This window comes from Bradyrhizobium sp. CCBAU 11386, from assembly GCF_028128955.1.
In the GTDB taxonomy this organism is placed as follows: Bacteria; Pseudomonadota; Alphaproteobacteria; order Rhizobiales; family Xanthobacteraceae; genus Bradyrhizobium.
In genome coordinates, this window is sequence record NZ_LBKA01000246.1 from 112677 (window position 1) to 130348 (window position 17672).

Consider the following 17672-nt stretch of genomic DNA (forward strand, 5'->3'; position numbering starts at 1 on the left):
GCATCGCCGGGGACCCGCGCTTTTGCAACCGGCAATTGCGGTGCGGTCAGCGGCGCGGCTTCAACCCCGGCACCAGCGCGGCCAGCCGATCCCGGATCGGGCGGCCGAACATCGGCCTGCCCATGCCTGATGGCGGCGGGCCGGGTGGAGGTCCGCCGCGCATGCCCGGCGGCGGCGGCCCGGCGCGCCCGACCGTCGCATCCGTGCGGCGGTCGACGCCGAGGGTCAGCGTCGCGACGTAGCGGTCGCGCTCCTCCTTGACCGCGCAGAAGGCGCGATGCTCGGGATCGGCGCGTTCGATGACGTGGTCGTTGGCATTGATCACCATGCGCTGCCGCACGCGATCGCCGTAGTCGGGCACGTTGGTGTAGATGAACTCGTTCAGCGCGTCGGGCAGGAAGGTCTGCCCGGTCAGCACGGTACGGTCGTCGAGGAACACCTTGAAATGGATGTGCGTGGTGCGCCCGTCATACCAGCCGGGATAGATGGTGTTGAAAACGACCCAGCCGGCCTCGTCGGTGATTTGCGTGCCGCGCAGGAATGTCTTGCTGGTCGCATCGTTGTTGTGGGCATCGCCCTGGCCGGGGAAGGCCGAATAGAGCCCCTTGGCGTCGCAATGCCAGATGTCGACCCGCGCGCCCTTGATCGCGGTGCAAGGACCCGCCTCGATCACGCGCAGCTTCAGCGACAGCGGCACGCCGGGCTTGCCCTCGGCGATGTCGGATCGAACGAGTTTCGGATCGGAATAGAACGGCCCTTCCTCTGCCTGTGGCGTCAGGATGCAGGCGGGCTCGCCGTCTGTTGCAGCAGGAGATGCCTCCACGCGGCCCGGCAGCAGGCCCGCGGCGCTGACTGACACAAATCCGAGAAAGCCGCGGCGCGTCGACGTGCTCACCCCATCTCTCCTGTCTGATTGACGACAGATCGTCATCGGCAGGCAGGATGGCAAGATCAGGCCGTGCGGATGACGATATTCAGCCGACCTGTTTCCCGTTGTGTCGCACGGGCGAGGGGGCCGTGACGGCAACCGTTCCGGCGAGGATGAGCGCCATTCCGGCAAGAAGCGACCAGGTGAAGCGCTCGCCGAGCCATGCGGTGCCGAGTGCCACCGCAAAGCCTGCACGCAAATAGCTCCCGCTCGTCGTGCCGAGCGGGCCAAGCGTGCGGATCAGGCGGAAATAGATCACCATGGCAAGCGCGGTGCAGACCACCGCGAGGCCGAGCACCGCGACGACCGCCTGCGCCGTCGGCGCCAGCGTCCATGGTTGCTCGAGGATGGCGGCTGCGGGGAGCATCAGCACGGCTGCGCAGCTCATGGCCCCGGCCGCCGTGACGATCGCGGGAAGGCCCGAGAAGCGCTGCCCCCAAATCGGCGCGACCGCGTAACAGAGGCTCGCGCACAGCACGGCCGCTTGCGCCAGCGGCGCCGTCGTGCCGATCCCCGAGAGCGCGTCGGCCCCCATGGTCACGGCAACGCCGGCAAGGCCGAGAGCGACGCCCACGATCTTCCGGCCGCTGATGCTCTGCCGTCCGTGCCCGGTCATCATCGCGATCGCGAGCACGAACATCGGTGGGGTCACGTTGAGCACGCCGGCAAGACCGCTCGCAATATGCGCCTCGCCCCAGCTGATCAGGGTGAACGGCAGCGCGCTTTGCAGCAGCCCTTGCACGACGAAGGCCGCCCACACCGAGGTGCGACGGGGAAGCGTGTGTCCCTGCGTGGCTGCGATCAGGAGCAGGAGAATGGCCGCGATCGTCACCCGCGCCGCGACCATCGTGAAGGGCGGTATCGTCGGGATCGCGACCTTGATCAGCGTGAACGAGCTGCCCCAGATCAGCGCCAGAAGCAGCAGGAGCCCGATCTCGAATGCGAGAGTGGTTTGTCCTGACGTCGTTCGTTGCGCCTGCGTGCTCATGCGATGTGCTCCGGGATGTGGCGGCACCATGGTCCGGAGCGACGGCGCAGGCTGGCTGAATTCGGACCCCATCGCCCGACCGAGTCCGATTTCGGCTACTCGGCGAACCGCGCGGCCATTATCCTTCCGCCATGGCGACAGGCTCGGCACATCGGCAGACGCTGCCACCGCATCTCGACTGGGACACCTGCGACCGGGCGCGGCTCGCGCGTGCGCGCGCGTTCGACGGCCTGTTCTTCTCCGGCGTCCGCTCGACGCGGATCTATTGCCGGCCGGTCTGTCCGGTTCGCCCCGCGCGCTCCGAGAACGTGACCTTCTATCCGACTGCCGCCGCCGCAGAGCGTGCCGGCTTCCGCCCATGCCTGCGTTGTCGTCCGGAAACGGCGCCGGGGTCGCCGGCCTGGATGGGAACCGCCACCACCGTTGCGCGCGGCATGCGCCTGATCAATGACGGTTTCCTGGATCGCGCGTCCATGGTGGAGCTTGCAGAGGCGCTTGGGGTCGGGCCGCGCCATCTGCTTCGTCTCTTCATGCGCCACGCCGGCGCGAGCCCGAGCGAGATCGCGGCGACCCGCCGCGTGCAGGAAGCCAAGCGCCTGATCGACCAGACCAGCATGACATTGGCGGAGATCGCCTTCGCGGCAGGCTTCGGCAGCGTTCGCAGATTCAACGATGCCTTTGCCGCAACCTACAGGCGGCCGCCGTCGTCATTCCGCCGCCGGCGATAGGACGCGCGGCGGGATCAACCGATCTGCTTCTCGCCGTGCCGTCCCCGCTCAGGCCGTCGCCGGCTTCTGCGTCGCGATCGATTTGGTGGCCTCGATGCCGGGCTCGAAATCCAGATATTCGGGCGGGCGGCGGGCAAGGCGCGCCCGCTTGATGCCGGCCTTCACGAATTCCTCGATATGAGCGGGAACGAGGTGCAGCCGACCGAAATCGCGGCTCAAGGTCTGCTGCAATCGGCGCCGCGTCAGTTCGTCGTTGACGCCGAAGCGATCGAGATAGAGTTCGAGAATACGCAGCTTGTCCTCGTCGCTGGGGTAGCCCATCCGGATATGCGCATCGAAACGCCCGGCCCGCTTTGCGAGGGCTTCGTCGATGGCCTCGGGATGGTTCGTCGTGGCGATCGTGATGATGTCGTCATAGGCGGAGCCGCCGGACAGAACTTGGAGCAACTCTCCGGTGACGTCGTCCTTGTTGGTACCCGCATAGGGATTTTGACGGCTCTTGGTCATGAGATCGAGGTCTTCGAGGATGACGACGGCCGGGGCCAGTGTCTGCGCCAGATGGTAGACCGCACGGATGTGCTCGACCGCTTCGACAATCAGAATCGTGGCCTCCCCGGCGATATCGTTGACGAAGCACTCGATCGCCGTCGACTTTCCGTCGCCGGGCGGGCCCGACAGCAGCAGTCCGCGCCGGATGCTGAGGCCCTCGGCCTTTAGCATGTCGCGGTTGCGGATCGAGGCGGCGATGAAGTCGAGCTCGCGCCGGGCATGTTCATGCGGAACGATGTCATTCCAGGAGCGATCCGACATGCGCGAGCGGACGGTGCGCAGGTCGCGGTTGATCAGCACCACCCTGCCTTTGAAAGGCGTCGATTCGCGTAGCAACTGGCGGACCAGCGCGACGACGGCCGCCTCGTCCTGCTCGCGATAGATCAATCCGACGCTACCAGACGACCGGTCGGGCATCTGCACGATGAGCATGAACTGCGCGCCGGTTTCCGGGACAATGCCACGAAAAACGGTGCGCGGACGTATCACATGCAATTCGTCGTCGATCGTGAGTGTGACCTTTTTCGGGCGCCAGGCGGGCATGACAGCGCTGTTGTCGGCAGAGCCGAGCCCGGGAAGCTCGCTTAGCCACATCCATCCGGGAAGGTCGGTCAGCTTCCGGGTCAGAATTGCGATCGTGGCGTCGTCGCTGGGAAGCGACAGAATACTCGGATCCTTGCCGCCGCAGAAGATGCGGAACAAGGTTGAATAGCCGAGCTGTGGCGTTGCCGAGCGTTTGATCTGCTTGTGCTGGGCCACGATGTAGCCGAGGGCAGCCGACATTGTCGCGAAACCCTTGATGGTATCCTCCGGTATCTCGGCGAGCAGTTGGTCTCTGAGAGTCAACGATGCAGCAGCGGATTCGGCGTAAAGCCGTTTGATGAGCGGGTCCGTGGCGACAGCGGCACCTTCGCTGACCTCGTAGACGCCGTAGACGAATTCCCCGTCGGTGTCGGTACCATAGACGGTCGCTGTCACGTTGAGCGACGAAGCAAGGATTTCGGCGGTCTTGCGGGCCTCCGTCACGCCCTTGACCAGCCGTTCCTCGACCACCGGCTTGCCGGCGATCTCTGAGTTGCAGCGAACCGCATATTTTTGGCCCGTCGACGAGCGTTCCTGCTCAACCTTGAACCACATGTCTGATGCCCCCGGGCGCGCTGGTTACGCTCGGCGCCGCCACGGGCGATGTCCTATCAGGCAACTTTTGCGTGTTCCAGAGTGCACGCGCTGATCGGCCGGGCAATCACCCGATCTGCTTCTCGCCGTGCCGCTCCGACAGCGTAAAAATCTCGACGCCGGTCGCGGTCACGCCCACCGAGTGCTCGAACTGCGCCGAGAGCGAACGGTCGCGGGTCACTGCGGTCCAGCCGTCGGAGAGGATCTTCACATGTGGCTTGCCGAGATTGATCATCGGCTCGATGGTGAAGAACATGCCGGGCTTGAGCTGAACGCCCTCGCCGGGCCGGCCGATATGGATGATGTTCGGCTCGTCGTGGAACATGCGGCCGAGACCATGGCCGCAGAAATCGCGAACCACGCTCATGCCCTGCGGCTCCACGAAACTCTGGATGGCGTGGCCGATGTCGCCGGTGGTGGCGCCGGGCTTCACCGCCGCGATGCCGCGCATCATGGCTTCATACGTCACCTCGATCAGCCGCTCGGCCTTGCGCGCGATCGGGCCGACCGCATACATCCGGCTGGAATCGCCATACCAGCCGTCGACGATGAAGGTGACGTCGATGTTGACGATGTCGCCCTCCTTCAGCGGACGGTCGCCGGGCATGCCGTGGCAGACCACGTGGTTGAGCGAGGTGCAGGTCGAGTAGCGATAGCCGCGATACATCAGCGTCGCCGGGTAGGCGCCATGGCTGAAGGCGAAGTCGCGGACGAATTCGTCGATGCGCGAGGTCGGCACGCCCGGCGCGACGATGTCGGTGAGCTCGTCGAGGCACTTCGCCACCAGCGCGCCCGCCTTGCGCATGCCGGCAAAGGCGCTCGGCCCATGCAGCTTGATCTGTCCGGTCTTGCGCAGGGAGGTATCGGTGGCTTCGACGTAGCTCATGCTTGTGGGGTCTTTGCAGGCTCGATGCGGTGGAACGGCTTGATTTCAGGCCCTAATCTAATGATCGCGGGCCTTCATGCAAGCCGAGCCTGCATTTTGCGCCCGAAAGCGGGCCTAATTCGGGACTTCTACGGTGGTTTCCACCGGCAGGGCGCCGCCGCGGACGCGGATTTCGCGGACGGGATAGGGAACCCGGATGCCCTCGCGCTTGAAGGCCTCCCACAGCGCCAGCATCACGTCGCTTTTGACATTGTCCATGCCGTCGGGGTCGGCCAGCCAGAGGGTCAGCGAGAACTTCATCCCGGCCTCCGCGAACTCGGTCAGGATGCAGTTCGGCGGCTTGGCTTTCTGCGCGCGGGGATGGGCTATGGCCGTCTCGATGGCGAGCTTGCAGACCAGCCTGGGGTCGGCATCGTAATTGGTGCCGAACGCGATCTTCACCAGCGTATTCTTGTCGGTATAGGTCCAGTTGACGACCTTCTGCGTCACCAGATCCTCGTTCGGGACCAGGAACTCGCGGCCGTCGCCGGCGGCGACGGAAATATAACGCGTCTTCATCGCGCTGATGCGCCCGGTGTTGTCGCCGATGGTGACGAGATCGCCGGGCTTCACCGACTTGTCGGCGAGCAGGATGATCCCCGAGATGAAATTGGCCACGATCTTCTGCAGGCCGATACCGATGCCGACGCCGACCGCGCCGGAGAACACCGCGAGCGCCGAGAGGTCGATGCCGACCGCGCCGAGCGCGATGACGATTGCGATGGCCAGAAGTCCGATGCGGATGATCTTGACCAGCAGCACCTGCACCGACGGCGTCAGATCGGTGGTCGAATTGATCCGGCTCTCGGCGAAATTGCTGGCGATGTTGGTGGCCCACAGCGCGATCAGCAGGAGCGCGCCGGCCTTGATCACCAGCAGCGGGGTCAGCCGCAGGCCGCCGAGCACGATCGCAAAGGAATCGAGCAGTTCGATCGTCGCATCGAGCTGGCCGAGGATGGAGAGGGCTGCGACGAACCACGCCGTGATCGACACCAGCTTGACGATGAAGGCGTTGCGCAGCACCGAGGTCACCAGCCGGATCGCGAGCCAGGCAAGGCCCAGCTTGGCGGCGACCATCAGGAGATAGCTGCGGCTCGGCCAGGTCGCGTGGTACATCACCACGCGCGAGATGATCACGAGCAGGGTGAACACCGCCGTCGAGGCGCTGGAGACCATCACCCGGACGAAGTGCCGGAGCGGCAGCGGCCAGCGCATCGCCAGCGAGGCCATGTCGGCGCGGTTGCGGATGCCGGCTTCCGCGGCATAGGCGATTCCGGCCGCGGCCAGAATGAGGCCGAATTGCAGATAGAACCAGGGTGAGGAGACTTCCGCCCCGACGCTGCGCGCGGTGGTCTGCACGAACTCCATGAAGTCCTTGAGGTCCATGTCCATCGGGTCGGTCTCGTCGGGAAGCGGGCGGGAGGATTTGATTCGAGGGCGCCGCAGAATCCCACAAAGGGCGCGGCGGGACCATCGATACACCGCTAAGTGAAGTGCGTTAAGGCCGCAAAATGCGGGCAGATTGCCGCGAGCGGGAGAAAATGGGTTGGCGCGCCGCTACAGCGACGATAAGGATGCAAATCCAGCGACTTTTACCCGGAAGGTGGATGGCCTCTCTCGACTCTGTCAGCCTCGCCATATTGCTCGGCGCCGTCCTGGTGATGGCGGGTATCCTGTCGAGCCTGCTTGCACTGCGCTTCGGCGCGCCCTTGCTGCTCGTCTTCCTCGTGATCGGCATGCTCGCCGGCGATTCCGGGCCCGGGCAGCTCCAGTTCGACGACGTCCGCACCACCTATCTGGTCGGGTCGGTGGCGCTCGCCTTGATCCTGTTCGACGGCGGCCTGCGGACGCGCTTTGCCAGCATCCGCACCGTGCTTGCGCCGTCCGTGGTGCTGGCAACCGTCGGCGTGCTCTTGACCGCGCTGATCACGGCGCCGTTCGCCAAATACGCGCTCGACCTCAACTGGACCGAGTCGCTGCTGGTCGGCGCCGTGGTGGCCTCGACCGACGCGGCCGCGGTGTTCCTGCTGGTCCACACCCAGGGCCTGCGCCTGCGCCCGCGCGTCGGTGCGACGCTGGAGGCGGAGTCCGGCACCAACGATCCCTTCGCGATCTTCCTCACCCTGATGCTGGTCGAATACATCTCGCTGGGATCGAGCTCGGCGGGACACGTGCTGTTGGAGTTCCTGCAGGAGGCGGTGCTGGGCGCCGTCGTCGGTTTCTTCGGCGGACGTCTCGTCGTCATCGCGCTCAACCAGGTGGCGCTGCCGCAGGGCCTGCATGCGCCGTTCGTCACCACCGCCGCGCTCGTGATCTTCGGCGGGTCGCAGATCATGCACGCCTCGGGCTTCCTCGCGGTTTATCTCGCCGGCATCATCATCGGCAATCGCCCGACCCGCGCGCATAATTCGGTGGTGACCTTCCTCGATGCCGCGACCTGGCTGGCGCAGATCGTGATGTTCGTGCTGCTCGGTCTCTTGGTCTCGCCGAGCCGGCTCGGCGCCAGCGTGCTGCCCGCTGTCGCCGTCGCGCTCGTCCTGATGCTGGTCGCGCGGCCGCTCGCGGTGTTCGTGTGCCTGGCGCCGTTCCGCTTCAACTGGCGTGAAAGGATCTTCATCGCCTGGACCGGCCTGCGCGGTGCGGTCGCGATCTTCCTGGCGTCGATCCCGATGCTGGTCGGCCTGTCCAAGGCCTATCTCTATTTCGACGTCGCCTTCGTCGTCGTCATCATCTCGCTGCTGCTGCAAGGCTGGACCCTGGCGCCGGCCGCGCGCAAGCTGCACGTCGCGCTGCCGCGCGCCGAGCGCGGCCCGCGGCGTGTCGAACTGGATCTGCCCGGCCAGCTCGAGCAGCAGCTCGTCGGCTATTCGGTGCGACCCAAGAGCCTGTACTTCCGCCGCGGCCTGATCCCGTCCTGGTCGAAGCCGACGCTGGTGATCCGCAACGAGAACATCTTGACGCCGACGGAGGCCGATCCGATCGCGCCCGGCGACTACATCTATCTGCTGGCGCCGCCGGAAAAGGCCGAGTCGCTCGACCGCTTCTTCGTCGACATGCAGCCGAGCACCGCGCCGGACCCGCATCTGCTCGGCGACTTCATGGTCTCCGGCGAGCACACGCTGGCCGAGCTCGCCGAGATCTACGGCGTGAAGGTGAGCGAGGACGAAGGCAAGCTGACGCTCGCCGACTATTTCGACGTTCATCTCGACCGCGCGCCGAAAGAGGGCGCCGAGCTTGCGCTGGACGAGATCGTGCTGGTCGCACGCAGCATCTCCGGCGGCCGCGTCAATGTCGTGGGCCTGCGTCTGCCGGAAGACGAGGAAACCCCCGCGCCATTGACGCGCGCGCAGGCGTTGCGGCGCAAGCTGGCGGAGCTATGGACCTCGGTGGCGGGGGTTTAGGGGTTCGCGAGAGTTGGGGGCCGTCTCCTCAATTCCGCTGTCATCGCCCGCGAAGGCGGGCGATCCAGTATTCCAGAGGCTGTAATGACTAAGCCGAGAAGCCGCGGCGTACTGGATGCCCCGCCTTCGCGGGGCATGACACCTTCTATGTGGCGAAGGCCGGTGCGACTCACCCCCCCGCCGGCACCACCGTCATCCAATGCCGCGCAATTGCCGCGCGCGGTGCGATCCACGCGGCGCCGCCTGCCGTGATATGCGCCAGGATCCGCTCCAGCGCACCGATCCGGCCGGGCCGGCCGATCATGCGCAGATGCAATCCGACCGACATCATCTTCGGCGACGTCTCGCCCTCGCGCTTCAGCCATTCGAACGCGTCGATGACGTAGTCGGCAAAGTCGGCGCCGTTGAAGCGCGAGGCGTTGTAATACTGCATGTCGTTGGTGTCGAAGGCATAGGGCAGCACCAGATGCTGCTTGCCGGCAACGTCCCGGTAATAAGGCAGGTCGTCATTATAGGCGTCGCTGTCGTAGAGAAAGCCGCCGTGCTCGACCAGCAGGCGCCGCGTGTTCGGCGAGGTCGCCGAGCGCGTGTGCCAGCCGACCGGGCGCTGTCCGGTGACGCGCTCGATTGCCGCCACCGTGTTCGCGATGACCTCGCGCTCGCTGGCTTCGTCCATATCGGCATGGCTCTGCCAGCGCCAGCCATGCGCAGACACCTCGTGTCCTCGGGCAATCGCGTCGCGCGCCAGCTCCGGCGAGCGATCGACCGCGCGGCCGCAGGAGCTCACCGTCACCTTGACGCCGTGCGCGTCGAACAGGTCCATGATGCGCCACCACGCGGCGCGCGTGCCGTATTCGAAATGGCTGTCGATGCAGGAATCCGGCCCGTCGAGCCGGTGCACGACCTCGTAGATCGCCTCATTGTTCGCATCGCCGTCGTTGACGGAGAACTCCGAGCCCTCCTCGAAATTCACCACCAGCGACACCGCGACGCGCGCGCCGTTCGGCCAGCGCGGATTCGGCGGCTTGCCGCGATAGCCGGCGAAGTCGCGGTGAGAGGTGGTTTGCCTGGGTTCGCTCATGGATCAGTCCGAGGTTCCGGCCATGCGATGCAGGCCGACGACGCGGTCGCTGACGAACAGCAGGATCACCGTGCCCGTCAGGATGAGGGTGGAGAGCGCTGCGAGCGTCGGGTCGGGCGCCTCCTCGATATATTGCAGCATCCGGATCGGCAGCGTCTTGGTCCGGACGTCGGCGAGGAAGATCGAGACCGGATAATTGTCGAACGAGGCCAGGAACGAGAAGATCCCCGCGATCAGGTACGACGGCGCCAGCGCCGGCACCATCACGCGCAGCACGCTGCCGGGATAGGTGCAGCCGAGCGTGCGCGCCGCCTCGATCAGGGTGAAGTCGAACCGCGCAAGTCCCGCGATCATCGTGCGGGCGACGTAGGGCAGCGTGATCACGAGATGCGCGACCAGCAGCGTGGCCCCGGGCGCAGTGAAGCCGACCGCGCGAAAGCCCTGCAACAGCGCGATGCCGAGCACGAGGCCCGGCATCATCAGCGGCGACACCAGCGCGGTCGCAAAGATGCCCGCGCCCGGCAGCTTTCCGCGCGCGATGGCAATCGCCGCGAGCGTGCCTGAGATCAGCGAGATCGCGGTCGACAGCAGCGCGATCTGAAGCGAGAGGAGCAGCGACGGCCAGAAGCCGTCGAGCCGTCCGATCCGGCCATACCAGCGCGTCGATGCGCCGGTCAGCGGCAGGTCGAACACCGGCGTCGGCGAGAAGCTCGCGGCCGCGATCACCAGCAGCGGTACGATCAGGAACAGCGCGAGGCCGATGGCCATGACCCAGCAGACGATGATTGCAGCCCGAATCATCATTTCGGCTCCCGCGACAGGCGCGCGCTCAGCGCGACGACGGCAATCGCGATTCCCAGCAGGACGACGCCGGCTGCGGCGCCGAAGCGGGGCTCACGTGCCAGCAGATAGGCCTTTGCGATCGTGGTCGCGAGCGTCGGGTATTTTTCCCCGATCAGCAGCGTCGGCACCACATAGGCGGAGACCGACAGCGAGAACACAAGCGCAACGCCGGCGATGATGCCCGGCAGCGTCAGCGGCAGGATGACGTGAAAGAAGGTCACGATCGGCGAGGCGCCGAGCGTGGAGGCCGCTTCCGCATAGCGCGGATCGAGCTGGGCTACGATCGCGTAGATCGGCAGGATCATGAAGGGCAGGAAGATGTTCACGGCGCCGACGATCAGCGCGGTCTCGGTGAAGATCATCCGGATCGGATCTTCGATGATGCCGAGCGCGATCAGCGTCTCGTTGACGATGCCGTCGCTGCGCAGCAGGATCGTCCAGGCAAAGGCCTTGACGATGACGCTGGCCGCGAGCGGCAGGAACAGCGTCGCCAGCAGCACGGAGCGTAAAGGCCCGCGGGCCCGCGCCAGCGCGAAGGCGGCGGGATAGCTGATCAGGAAGGCGATGATGGTCGTCAGCAGCCCCAGCCGCAGCGAATTCCAGATCACCCCGAGATAATAGGGCGTGCCGAGCAGGCGCCTGTAGTTGGCCAACGTCAATCCGTTGGCGTCGATGGCGCTGACGCCGAGCAGGAGCACCAGCGGCAGCGCGAACACGCCGGCGATGATGACGAAGGACGGCAGCACGAAGCCGATTGCGGTGAGCCGCTCGCGATCGACCGCGGGCGCCGCGACAGGCGCGGGAAGGGCGGCTTCGGTCATGCCTGTGCCTCCATCGGAAACGCAAAGGTCTCGGTCACAGGCCAGCTCAGGCGGATCTCGTCATGCACGCGCGGGATCGCGCCGTCGCGTCCCGAGAGTTCGGCGAGCAGGCTCTCGCCGGCGCCGGCATCGACCTCGACCAATGTGCGCGAGCCCTGGAACACCACCGAGCGAACGCGGCCGGCCGCGGAATTGGCCTCGCCCTGTTCGCCCAGGCGAAGCTGTTCGGGACGCGCCGCGACGATCACGGGGGAGCCCGCCTGGAAATTGCCGAGCGCCGACAGGCGGCCGACCTTGGTCTCGACATCGACCTTGCCGTTGTCAGCCGCCAGCACGGTGCCGGAAATCCTCGTCGACAGCCCGACGAAGTTGAGCGCGAACAGGCTCGCGGGGCGCAAATAAAGTTCGCGCGGCTCGGCGAGCTGCTCGATGCGCCCCTTGTTCATGACTGCGACGCGGTCGGACATGGTCAGCGCCTCGTCCTGGTCATGCGTCACGAAGATCGCGGTCGCTTTCACGTCCTGGAGCAGGCGGCGCAGCTCGACCTGCATCTCCTCGCGCAGCTTGCGATCGAGCGCGGAGAGCGCCTCGTCGAACAGCAGCACGTCAGGCTCGACCGCGATCGCGCGCGCCAGCGCCACCCGCTGTTGCTGGCCCCCTGACAGCGCCGAGATCCGCCGGCCGGCGAGATGGCCGAGCTTGACCAGCGACAGCGCGCGCTCGACCGCCGCGTCGATCTCGCGCCTGGCCGCGCCGCGCACCTTCAGCCCGAATGCGACATTGCCCGCGACGGTGAGATGCGGAAACAGCGCGTAGCTCTGGAACACGATGCCGACATTGCGCTTGTGCGGCGGCACGTGGGTGATGTCGCGCCCGGCGAGCTCGACCTTGCCGGCATCGGGTTGTGCCAGCCCCGCGATGGCGCGGAGCAGCGTAGTCTTGCCGCAGCCGGATGGGCCGAGCAGCGTTACCAGCTCGCCGCGGCGGATGGTCAGGTCGATATGGTCGAGGACCGTCGTCGGCCCGTATCGCTTGGAGACGCTGCGGACGGCGAGATGCGGCGCGGCTTCGCTCATGTCATCTCCTTGCTCCAGCGGTCGACCCAGCCGGCGCGGTTCTTGGCGACGAACGCCCAGTCCGGCGCGAACAGCGAGGCGGGATCGGGGAAGCCCGCCGGCGTCGGCGTGCCCTTGTTGGTCGGTGCGACGAAGGCCTTGTCGGCGAGGATGGTCTGCGCCTCCGGGCTCAGGAAGAAGTCGATCACGGCGTCGGCAAGATCGCCGCCAGGTGCGCCAGCCACCTTCGCGATGCCTGAGGGCATCGCAAAACCGCCGTCCTGCGGCACGGCGAGATCGACCGGCGAGCCCTCGGCCTTGCGGATCAGCGTGTAGGCGGAGAACTGGCCGCCGATCATCCAGGCCTCGCCCTGCTCCATCAGATTGATGGCCTGCGGCGCGTTGGTATAGACGTTCAGCAGGTTCGCCTTCAGCTCCTTCACCTTCTTGAAGGCGGCCTCGATCTCGTACTGTGCCTCCTTGTAGGGCTTGCCGGTTTCGAGATGGGCAGCCGCCAGCAGTGTCCAGAATCCTTCAGTGTTGGAGAGCGACGGCACGATCACCCGCGAGGCATATTTCGCGTCCCACAGGTCCGACCACTTGCTTGGTGCCGTCTTCATCCGCTTGGTCGAATAGGCGATGCCGGCCCAGGGCCGCTGGTAGTTCGCCCACATGCCGTCCTGGTGCACCGAGCCGTCCACGAGCTTGCCGAGGTTTTGAATCGACGAGGCCGACATCTTGGTGATCAGCCCTTCGGATGCCGCGGGCAGCATCACCGGATCGTCCATGATGACGACCGAGATCTTTGGCGCGGCCTTGTCGGCCTGCATCTTCTGGAGATTGGTCAGCGAGTTGGTGCCTTCGTAGAGCACCTTGCAGTCGAGCTTCTTCTCCAGCACCGGAAACAGATCGGCGTTGAAATATTTCGCGGCGCCCGCGGGGCCGCCGATGACGATCTCCTTGGGCGCGGCGCGCAGCCGCGCCGGGGCCGCCAGAACCGCGGCGAGGGCCGCGCCGGACTTCAAAACGCTGCGTCGGGAGGGGGTGTGCATGGGCATGTCCCGTTTGTTGTGCGTAAGGCTTGCATCGAGGGAGCAGCAAGCGCCATGCCAAATGTGCACATTTTTATAAATATAAATAGTTTCAATATCTTGATCTGATTTCGAGTTTGAGGCCTGCGCAGTCGCGCGGCAAATGTGCACATTTTTTGGAGGTGACGCTGCGCATCCTTTGGGCCTAGCTATCGCCATGGCGACGCAGCGCAGGCGAAACGGCAAGGGAATCGGCAAGGCGAATCCGGCAGAGGACGAGGCGGTCTATCAGGCCATCCTGCACGCGCTGCAGGAGGGCAAGCTGAAGGCCGGGACCAAGCTCGCCGAGCCGCCGCTCGCCGACATCTTTGGCGTGTCGCGCGAGCGCATCCGGAAAGTGCTGCACCGGCTGGGCGCGGAGCGGCGGCTGGAGATGATCCCGAACCGCGGCGCCCGCGTGCCGCGCCCGACGCTCGACGACGTCCGCAGCGTCTACGAGGCGCACCGTGTGCTCGAGGCCGGCGTGCTGACGCAGCTCGTCCGCCATGTCGACGCTGCCCTGATCGAAAAGCTGACTGCGCATCTCGCCGAGGAGCGCGCCGCCGCAACGCGCGGCGATCGCGCGGCGTCGGTGCGGCTGTCCGGCGCCTTCCACGTCCATCTGGTCGAGGCGCTCGGCAATGCCGAGCTGTCGCGCTTCCTCGCCGATCTGCTCAGCCGCTCCTCGGTGATGGTCTCGGTCTACGAGCCGGCGACGGATTCGATCTGCGCCGTCGACGAGCACGGCGCCATCGTCGAAGCTCTGCGCGCCCGCGACGTGACGCGGGCCATTGCCGTGTCGCGCGAGCATTTTCTGCACGTGGAGAGCCGCCTGCATCTGGACGATGATGCGGCGCCGGCGGGGGAGGATTTGACCGCGGTGTTCGCGGCGGTGAAGCCGAAGCGGCGCAAGGTGCAGTAAAACTCCACCGTCGTCCCGGCCTAGTGCGCAATTGCGCACGGGGGCCGGGACCCATAACCACAGGAAGTAGTTTGGCGAGGACAGGTAGTTACCCTTCGCTGGTACTCGCACTGCCTGCCGCAGTTAGATCACGCGGTGGGTCCCGGCCCCCGTGCGCAATTGCGCACTAGGCCGGGACGACGGCGGAAGGTGTCGCGGCCACCGCGGCTACGTCAGCACCTTCACCCCGCCGAACGACGTCACGCGCCCCTCTTTCAGCATCACGATCTGCGTCGCGAGCTGGCGCAGTTCGGCGACGTCGTGGCTGACATAGACCATGGGGACGTTGGCCTCGTCCCGCAGCCGCACCAGATAGGGCAGGATCTCGAGCTTGCGGCCCTCGTCGAGCGCGCCGAGCGGTTCGTCGAGCAGCAGCAGGCGCGGCTTCGACAACAGCGCGCGGCCGAGCGCAACGCGCTGGCGCTCGCCGCCGGAGAGCTTTCCGGGGCGGCGACCCTGCAGGGCGCCGATGTCGAGCAGGTCGATGATGCGCTTGTGCTGCGCCGGATCGGACGGCAGGCCGTTCATCCGCCTTCCGTAGTCGAGATTCTGCGCGACGTTGAGATGCGGAAACAGCCGGGCGTCCTGGAACACATAGCCGATGCGGCGGCGCCAGGCCGGCACATGGATGCCGGCCGCGGTGTCGTCCACGGTCTCGCCGTCGATCACGATGGTGCCGCGGTCGGGCCGCAACAGCCCTGCGATCATGTTGACCAGCGAGCTCTTGCCGGCGCCCGATGCACCGAACAGGCCGATGACGCGGCCTTCGCTGCTGAAGGTCGCCGCAAGGGTGAACTCACCAAGTTGTTTTTCGACATCGACCCGCAGCATGGTCAATTCCCGTGCAGGCGCGCGGTGGCGCGGCGGGCGAACCATTCGGCGGCGATCAGCGCACCCAGCGCCAGGATGACCGAGACGATCACAAGCCGGCCGGCAGCGGCGTCGCCATCGGGCGTCTGGATCAGCGAATAGATCGCTGAGGAAATCGTCTGCGTCTCGCCGGGAATGTTGGAGACGAAGGTGATGGTGGCGCCGAACTCGCCGATCGCTTTCGCAAAGCCGAGCACCATTCCGGCGAGCACGCCGGGCAGCGCCAGCGGCAGCGTTACCGTGAAGAACACCTTCCAGGGCGCCGCGCCGAGCGTCTCGGCGGCCTGCTCGAGCTTGCGGTCGATCGCCTCGATCGACAGCCGCATCGGGCGAACCAGCAGCGGAAACGACATCACGCCGCAGGCGAGCGCAGCGCCAGTCCAGCGGAACGCGAAGACGATGCCGAGATGGTCGGCGAGGAAGCCGCCGACGAGGCCGCGGCGGCCGAAGGTGAGAAGCAGCAGATAGCCGGTCACGACCGGCGGCAACACCAGCGGCAGATGCACCAGCGCATCGAGCAGCGACTTGCCCCAGAAATCACGCCGCGCGAGCAGCCATGCCAGCGCAATGCCGAAGGGCGTTGCCACCAGCGTTGCAATGACGGCGACCCTGAGCGAGAGCAGGATCGCGGTCCATTCGGCAGGTGAGATCTCGGACATCAAGTCGCAGATATCACGTCGTGGGGCTGATCAGGAACTTGAAGCCGTATTTTTCCAAAATGGTCTTGGCCGCGGTCGAGCGCAGGAAGGCGAGATAGTCGCTGGTCTCGCCCTTCGCGGTCGTGGTCGCGGCGACGGGATAGATGATCGCGGGATGCGAATCCGCCGGGAAGGTGCCGACGATCTTCACGCCCGGCTCGACCTTGGCGTCGGTCGAATAGACGATGCCGAGGTTGGCCTCGCCGCGCGCGACCAGCGTCAGCGCGGCGCGCACGCTCTCGGCCATGGCGAATTTCGGCTCCGCCGCCTGCCACGCGCCGAGCTTCTCCAGCGCCGCTTTCGCATACTTGCCTGCTGGTACCGACTTGACGTCGCCGGTCGCGATCCTGCCGTCGCCGGCGAGCTTGGCGAGGTCAAAACCCTGCGCGATGGTGACGTTGTCGATCGCCGAATCCTTCGGCGCGATCAGCACGATGCTGTTGCCGAGCAGGTTGACGCGGGTCGGCTCGTTGATGGTCTTACTGGAGATCGCGTAGTCCATCCAGTCGGTGTCGGCGGAGACGAACACGTCGGCCGGCGCGCCCTGCTCGATCTGCCTGGCCAGCACCGAGCTTGCCGCATAGCTGACGCTGAACTTGACGCCGGTTTTGGCGGTGTAGGCGGCATCGATCTCGTCGAGCGCGTTCTTCATCGAGGCGGCGGCGAACACGGTGATGGTCTTGTCCTCGGCGGTGGCGGGCGAGAAGGCCGCGAGCAGAACGACGAAGGCGGAAAAAAGCACGGAAAGGCGGGACATCGGGAGCGCTCCATGCGCGTATGCGCGCGCCAATAGCGCACGCAAGACGGCGTTGGTTGGGTCAGGGGTGCGATCGGCGGACGCGCTGTTCCGGTGAGCCCGACGGACTTACGGTCCCTCGGGATATCGCTGGGCGCGACCATAACAGGCTGGCGGAACAGGTCAAAGGCGACCTTTGAGGTCAAAGGCGACCTTTGGTCCGACCCTTGCCTACTCGCTGGGGAGGATCGCGATCGAGAGCGAGTTCTCCTTGGCGCCGCTGATTTGGAGCACCCAGGGCTGTGCGGACAGCTCGTATTTCACGGTCTTGCGGATGCCGTCGCAATCGGTCGCGCCGCTGAAGGCCACGGGCTTGAGGACATGCCCGTCCTGCACCACGTCAACCCAGGCGCCGGCCGACAGGCTGATCGTGTAGAGCCCGGCTTTCGCGGTCTTGAAGCTCGCAAAGCCGGCAAAGCTGCCGTCCTTCGGCGCGCGCTCCGGCGGCGTGGGCAGCCTCGCATCCGCCGGCGCGACGAGGCCCAGCGTGACGGCCGTTGAGGGCAGGGCCGGCTGTTCGCTCCCCGAAGCGAGCTTTGCATGGTTCGGCGCCGTCAGCGCGGCGCGCTCGCGCTCGATCAGCCATTTGAACTTGTCGCAGCCGCTGGGCTCCTCCGCAGCCAGAGCGGAGGTCGCACTGATCGTGAGCGCGGCGAGACAGGTGAGGATGCGCATGTCAAATCTCATCGTTGGCCACGCGAAAGATGCGGGCGTGTGTTGAACGACGGGATGCGCATCCCGAGATGCCACGGGCTTACGGCACGGCGGCAGGTTGATTCTAG

Annotated in this window: 17 protein-coding genes; 3 read left to right on the forward strand and 14 right to left on the reverse strand. The window is 66.2% G+C overall.

The window, feature by feature from the left end; all coding sequences use genetic code 11:
* Positions 1-46: 46 nt before the first annotated feature.
* Both XI09_RS30040 and XI09_RS30045 read right to left on the reverse strand, forming a co-directional pair.
* Complete coding sequence (locus XI09_RS30040; RefSeq protein ID WP_271570058.1) at positions 47-895, reverse strand: intradiol ring-cleavage dioxygenase; 849 nt, start codon at positions 893-895, stop codon at positions 47-49.
* A gap of 79 nt (positions 896-974) precedes the next feature.
* Positions 975-1916: a DMT family transporter gene (locus tag XI09_RS30045; protein ID WP_271570059.1), complete on the reverse strand. Its 942-nt coding sequence runs from the start codon at positions 1914-1916 to the stop codon at positions 975-977.
* A 131-nt stretch (positions 1917-2047) separates the two neighbouring features.
* Between XI09_RS30045 and XI09_RS30050 the strand changes: the two genes are divergently transcribed.
* A complete protein-coding gene (locus XI09_RS30050) occupies positions 2048-2644 on the forward strand; it encodes a bifunctional transcriptional activator/DNA repair enzyme AdaA (RefSeq protein WP_092187133.1) in 597 nt (198 codons plus the stop codon).
* A 48-nt stretch (positions 2645-2692) separates the two neighbouring features.
* Here XI09_RS30050 and XI09_RS30055 read toward each other — a convergent pair whose 3' ends face one another.
* From XI09_RS30055 to XI09_RS30065, 3 genes are all read right to left on the reverse strand, one after another.
* Positions 2693-4330, reverse strand: coding sequence for an ATP-binding protein (locus XI09_RS30055; protein WP_271570060.1), 1638 nt, complete (start codon positions 4328-4330; stop codon positions 2693-2695).
* Positions 4331-4436: 106 nt separating this feature from the next.
* A complete protein-coding gene (gene map, locus XI09_RS30060; RefSeq protein WP_271570061.1) occupies positions 4437-5255 on the reverse strand; it encodes a type I methionyl aminopeptidase in 819 nt (272 codons plus the stop codon).
* Between the two features lie 114 nt (positions 5256-5369).
* Positions 5370-6686 (reverse strand): mechanosensitive ion channel family protein, encoded by a 1317-nt coding sequence (locus XI09_RS30065; RefSeq protein WP_271570062.1) that lies wholly within the window; start codon positions 6684-6686, stop codon positions 5370-5372.
* Between the two features lie 215 nt (positions 6687-6901).
* On the opposite strand from XI09_RS30065, the gene XI09_RS30070 reads away from it, so the two are divergent.
* Positions 6902-8695: a potassium/proton antiporter gene (locus tag XI09_RS30070; protein ID WP_271570063.1), complete on the forward strand. Its 1794-nt coding sequence runs from the start codon at positions 6902-6904 to the stop codon at positions 8693-8695.
* A 169-nt stretch (positions 8696-8864) separates the two neighbouring features.
* Here the strand turns inward: XI09_RS30070 and XI09_RS30075 are convergent, their stop codons facing one another.
* Genes XI09_RS30075 through XI09_RS30095 form a run of 5 tightly spaced genes read right to left on the reverse strand, consistent with a single transcriptional unit; the run spans position 8865 to position 13547 of the window.
* Positions 8865-9776 carry a polysaccharide deacetylase family protein gene (locus tag XI09_RS30075; RefSeq protein WP_271570064.1) on the reverse strand — a complete coding sequence of 304 codons (912 nt, stop codon included), beginning with the start codon at positions 9774-9776 and terminating at the stop codon, positions 8865-8867.
* A gap of 3 nt (positions 9777-9779) precedes the next feature.
* Complete coding sequence (locus XI09_RS30080; protein WP_271570065.1) at positions 9780-10580, reverse strand: ABC transporter permease; 801 nt, start codon at positions 10578-10580, stop codon at positions 9780-9782.
* Entirely contained in the window at positions 10577-11440 is an 864-nt protein-coding gene (locus XI09_RS30085; protein ID WP_271570066.1) for an ABC transporter permease, read from the reverse strand. Before XI09_RS30085 ends, XI09_RS30080 begins: the two co-directional genes overlap by 4 nt.
* The gene (locus tag XI09_RS30090; RefSeq protein ID WP_271570067.1) at positions 11437-12516 is read right to left on the reverse strand and encodes an ABC transporter ATP-binding protein; all 1080 of its coding nucleotides are present in this window, start codon (positions 12514-12516) and stop codon (positions 11437-11439) included. Before XI09_RS30090 ends, XI09_RS30085 begins: the two co-directional genes overlap by 4 nt.
* Positions 12513-13547 (reverse strand): extracellular solute-binding protein, encoded by a 1035-nt coding sequence (locus tag XI09_RS30095; RefSeq protein ID WP_271570068.1) that lies wholly within the window; start codon positions 13545-13547, stop codon positions 12513-12515. Before XI09_RS30095 ends, XI09_RS30090 begins: the two co-directional genes overlap by 4 nt.
* Positions 13548-13737: 190 nt before the next feature.
* Between XI09_RS30095 and XI09_RS30100 the strand changes: the two genes are divergently transcribed.
* Positions 13738-14487 (forward strand): GntR family transcriptional regulator, encoded by a 750-nt coding sequence (locus XI09_RS30100; RefSeq protein ID WP_442869627.1) that lies wholly within the window; start codon positions 13738-13740, stop codon positions 14485-14487.
* 207 nt (positions 14488-14694) lie between these two features.
* Here XI09_RS30100 and modC read toward each other — a convergent pair whose 3' ends face one another.
* From modC to XI09_RS30120, 4 genes are all read right to left on the reverse strand, one after another.
* A complete protein-coding gene (gene modC / locus XI09_RS30105) occupies positions 14695-15357 on the reverse strand; it encodes a molybdenum ABC transporter ATP-binding protein (protein WP_271570070.1) in 663 nt (220 codons plus the stop codon).
* 2 nt (positions 15358-15359) lie between these two features.
* Positions 15360-16055, reverse strand: a complete 696-nt coding sequence (gene modB / locus XI09_RS30110; protein WP_011090882.1) for a molybdate ABC transporter permease subunit — start codon at positions 16053-16055, stop codon at positions 15360-15362.
* 13 nt (positions 16056-16068) lie between these two features.
* Entirely contained in the window at positions 16069-16851 is a 783-nt protein-coding gene (gene modA / locus XI09_RS30115; RefSeq protein WP_271570071.1) for a molybdate ABC transporter substrate-binding protein, read from the reverse strand.
* Between the two features lie 210 nt (positions 16852-17061).
* A complete protein-coding gene (locus XI09_RS30120) occupies positions 17062-17565 on the reverse strand; it encodes a hypothetical protein (RefSeq protein WP_271570072.1) in 504 nt (167 codons plus the stop codon).
* Positions 17566-17672 lie beyond the last annotated feature (107 nt).

Bases quoted from the DNA above. Each gene is read 5' to 3' on its own strand.
- XI09_RS30080 (WP_271570065.1), bottom strand. From the start codon at position 10,580: ATGATGATTCGGGCTGCAATCATCGTCTGCTGGGTCATGGCCATCGGC.
- XI09_RS30070 (WP_271570063.1), top strand. From the start codon at position 6,902: ATGGCCTCTCTCGACTCTGTCAGCCTCGCCATATTGCTCGGCGCCGTC.
- modB (WP_011090882.1), bottom strand. From the start codon at position 16,055: ATGTCCGAGATCTCACCTGCCGAATGGACCGCGATCCTGCTCTCGCTC.
- XI09_RS30045 (WP_271570059.1), bottom strand. From the start codon at position 1,916: ATGAGCACGCAGGCGCAACGAACGACGTCAGGACAAACCACTCTCGCA.
- XI09_RS30075 (WP_271570064.1), bottom strand. From the start codon at position 9,776: ATGAGCGAACCCAGGCAAACCACCTCTCACCGCGACTTCGCCGGCTAT.
- XI09_RS30120 (WP_271570072.1), bottom strand. From the start codon at position 17,565: ATGCGCATCCTCACCTGTCTCGCCGCGCTCACGATCAGTGCGACCTCC.
- modC (WP_271570070.1), bottom strand. From the start codon at position 15,357: ATGCTGCGGGTCGATGTCGAAAAACAACTTGGTGAGTTCACCCTTGCG.
- XI09_RS30065 (WP_271570062.1), bottom strand. From the start codon at position 6,686: ATGGACATGGACCTCAAGGACTTCATGGAGTTCGTGCAGACCACCGCG.
- XI09_RS30090 (WP_271570067.1), bottom strand. From the start codon at position 12,516: ATGAGCGAAGCCGCGCCGCATCTCGCCGTCCGCAGCGTCTCCAAGCGA.
- XI09_RS30055 (WP_271570060.1), bottom strand. From the start codon at position 4,330: ATGTGGTTCAAGGTTGAGCAGGAACGCTCGTCGACGGGCCAAAAATAT.
- XI09_RS30085 (WP_271570066.1), bottom strand. From the start codon at position 11,440: ATGACCGAAGCCGCCCTTCCCGCGCCTGTCGCGGCGCCCGCGGTCGAT.
- map (WP_271570061.1), bottom strand. From the start codon at position 5,255: ATGAGCTACGTCGAAGCCACCGATACCTCCCTGCGCAAGACCGGACAG.
- XI09_RS30050 (WP_092187133.1), top strand. From the start codon at position 2,048: ATGGCGACAGGCTCGGCACATCGGCAGACGCTGCCACCGCATCTCGAC.
- modA (WP_271570071.1), bottom strand. From the start codon at position 16,851: ATGTCCCGCCTTTCCGTGCTTTTTTCCGCCTTCGTCGTTCTGCTCGCG.
- XI09_RS30095 (WP_271570068.1), bottom strand. From the start codon at position 13,547: ATGCACACCCCCTCCCGACGCAGCGTTTTGAAGTCCGGCGCGGCCCTC.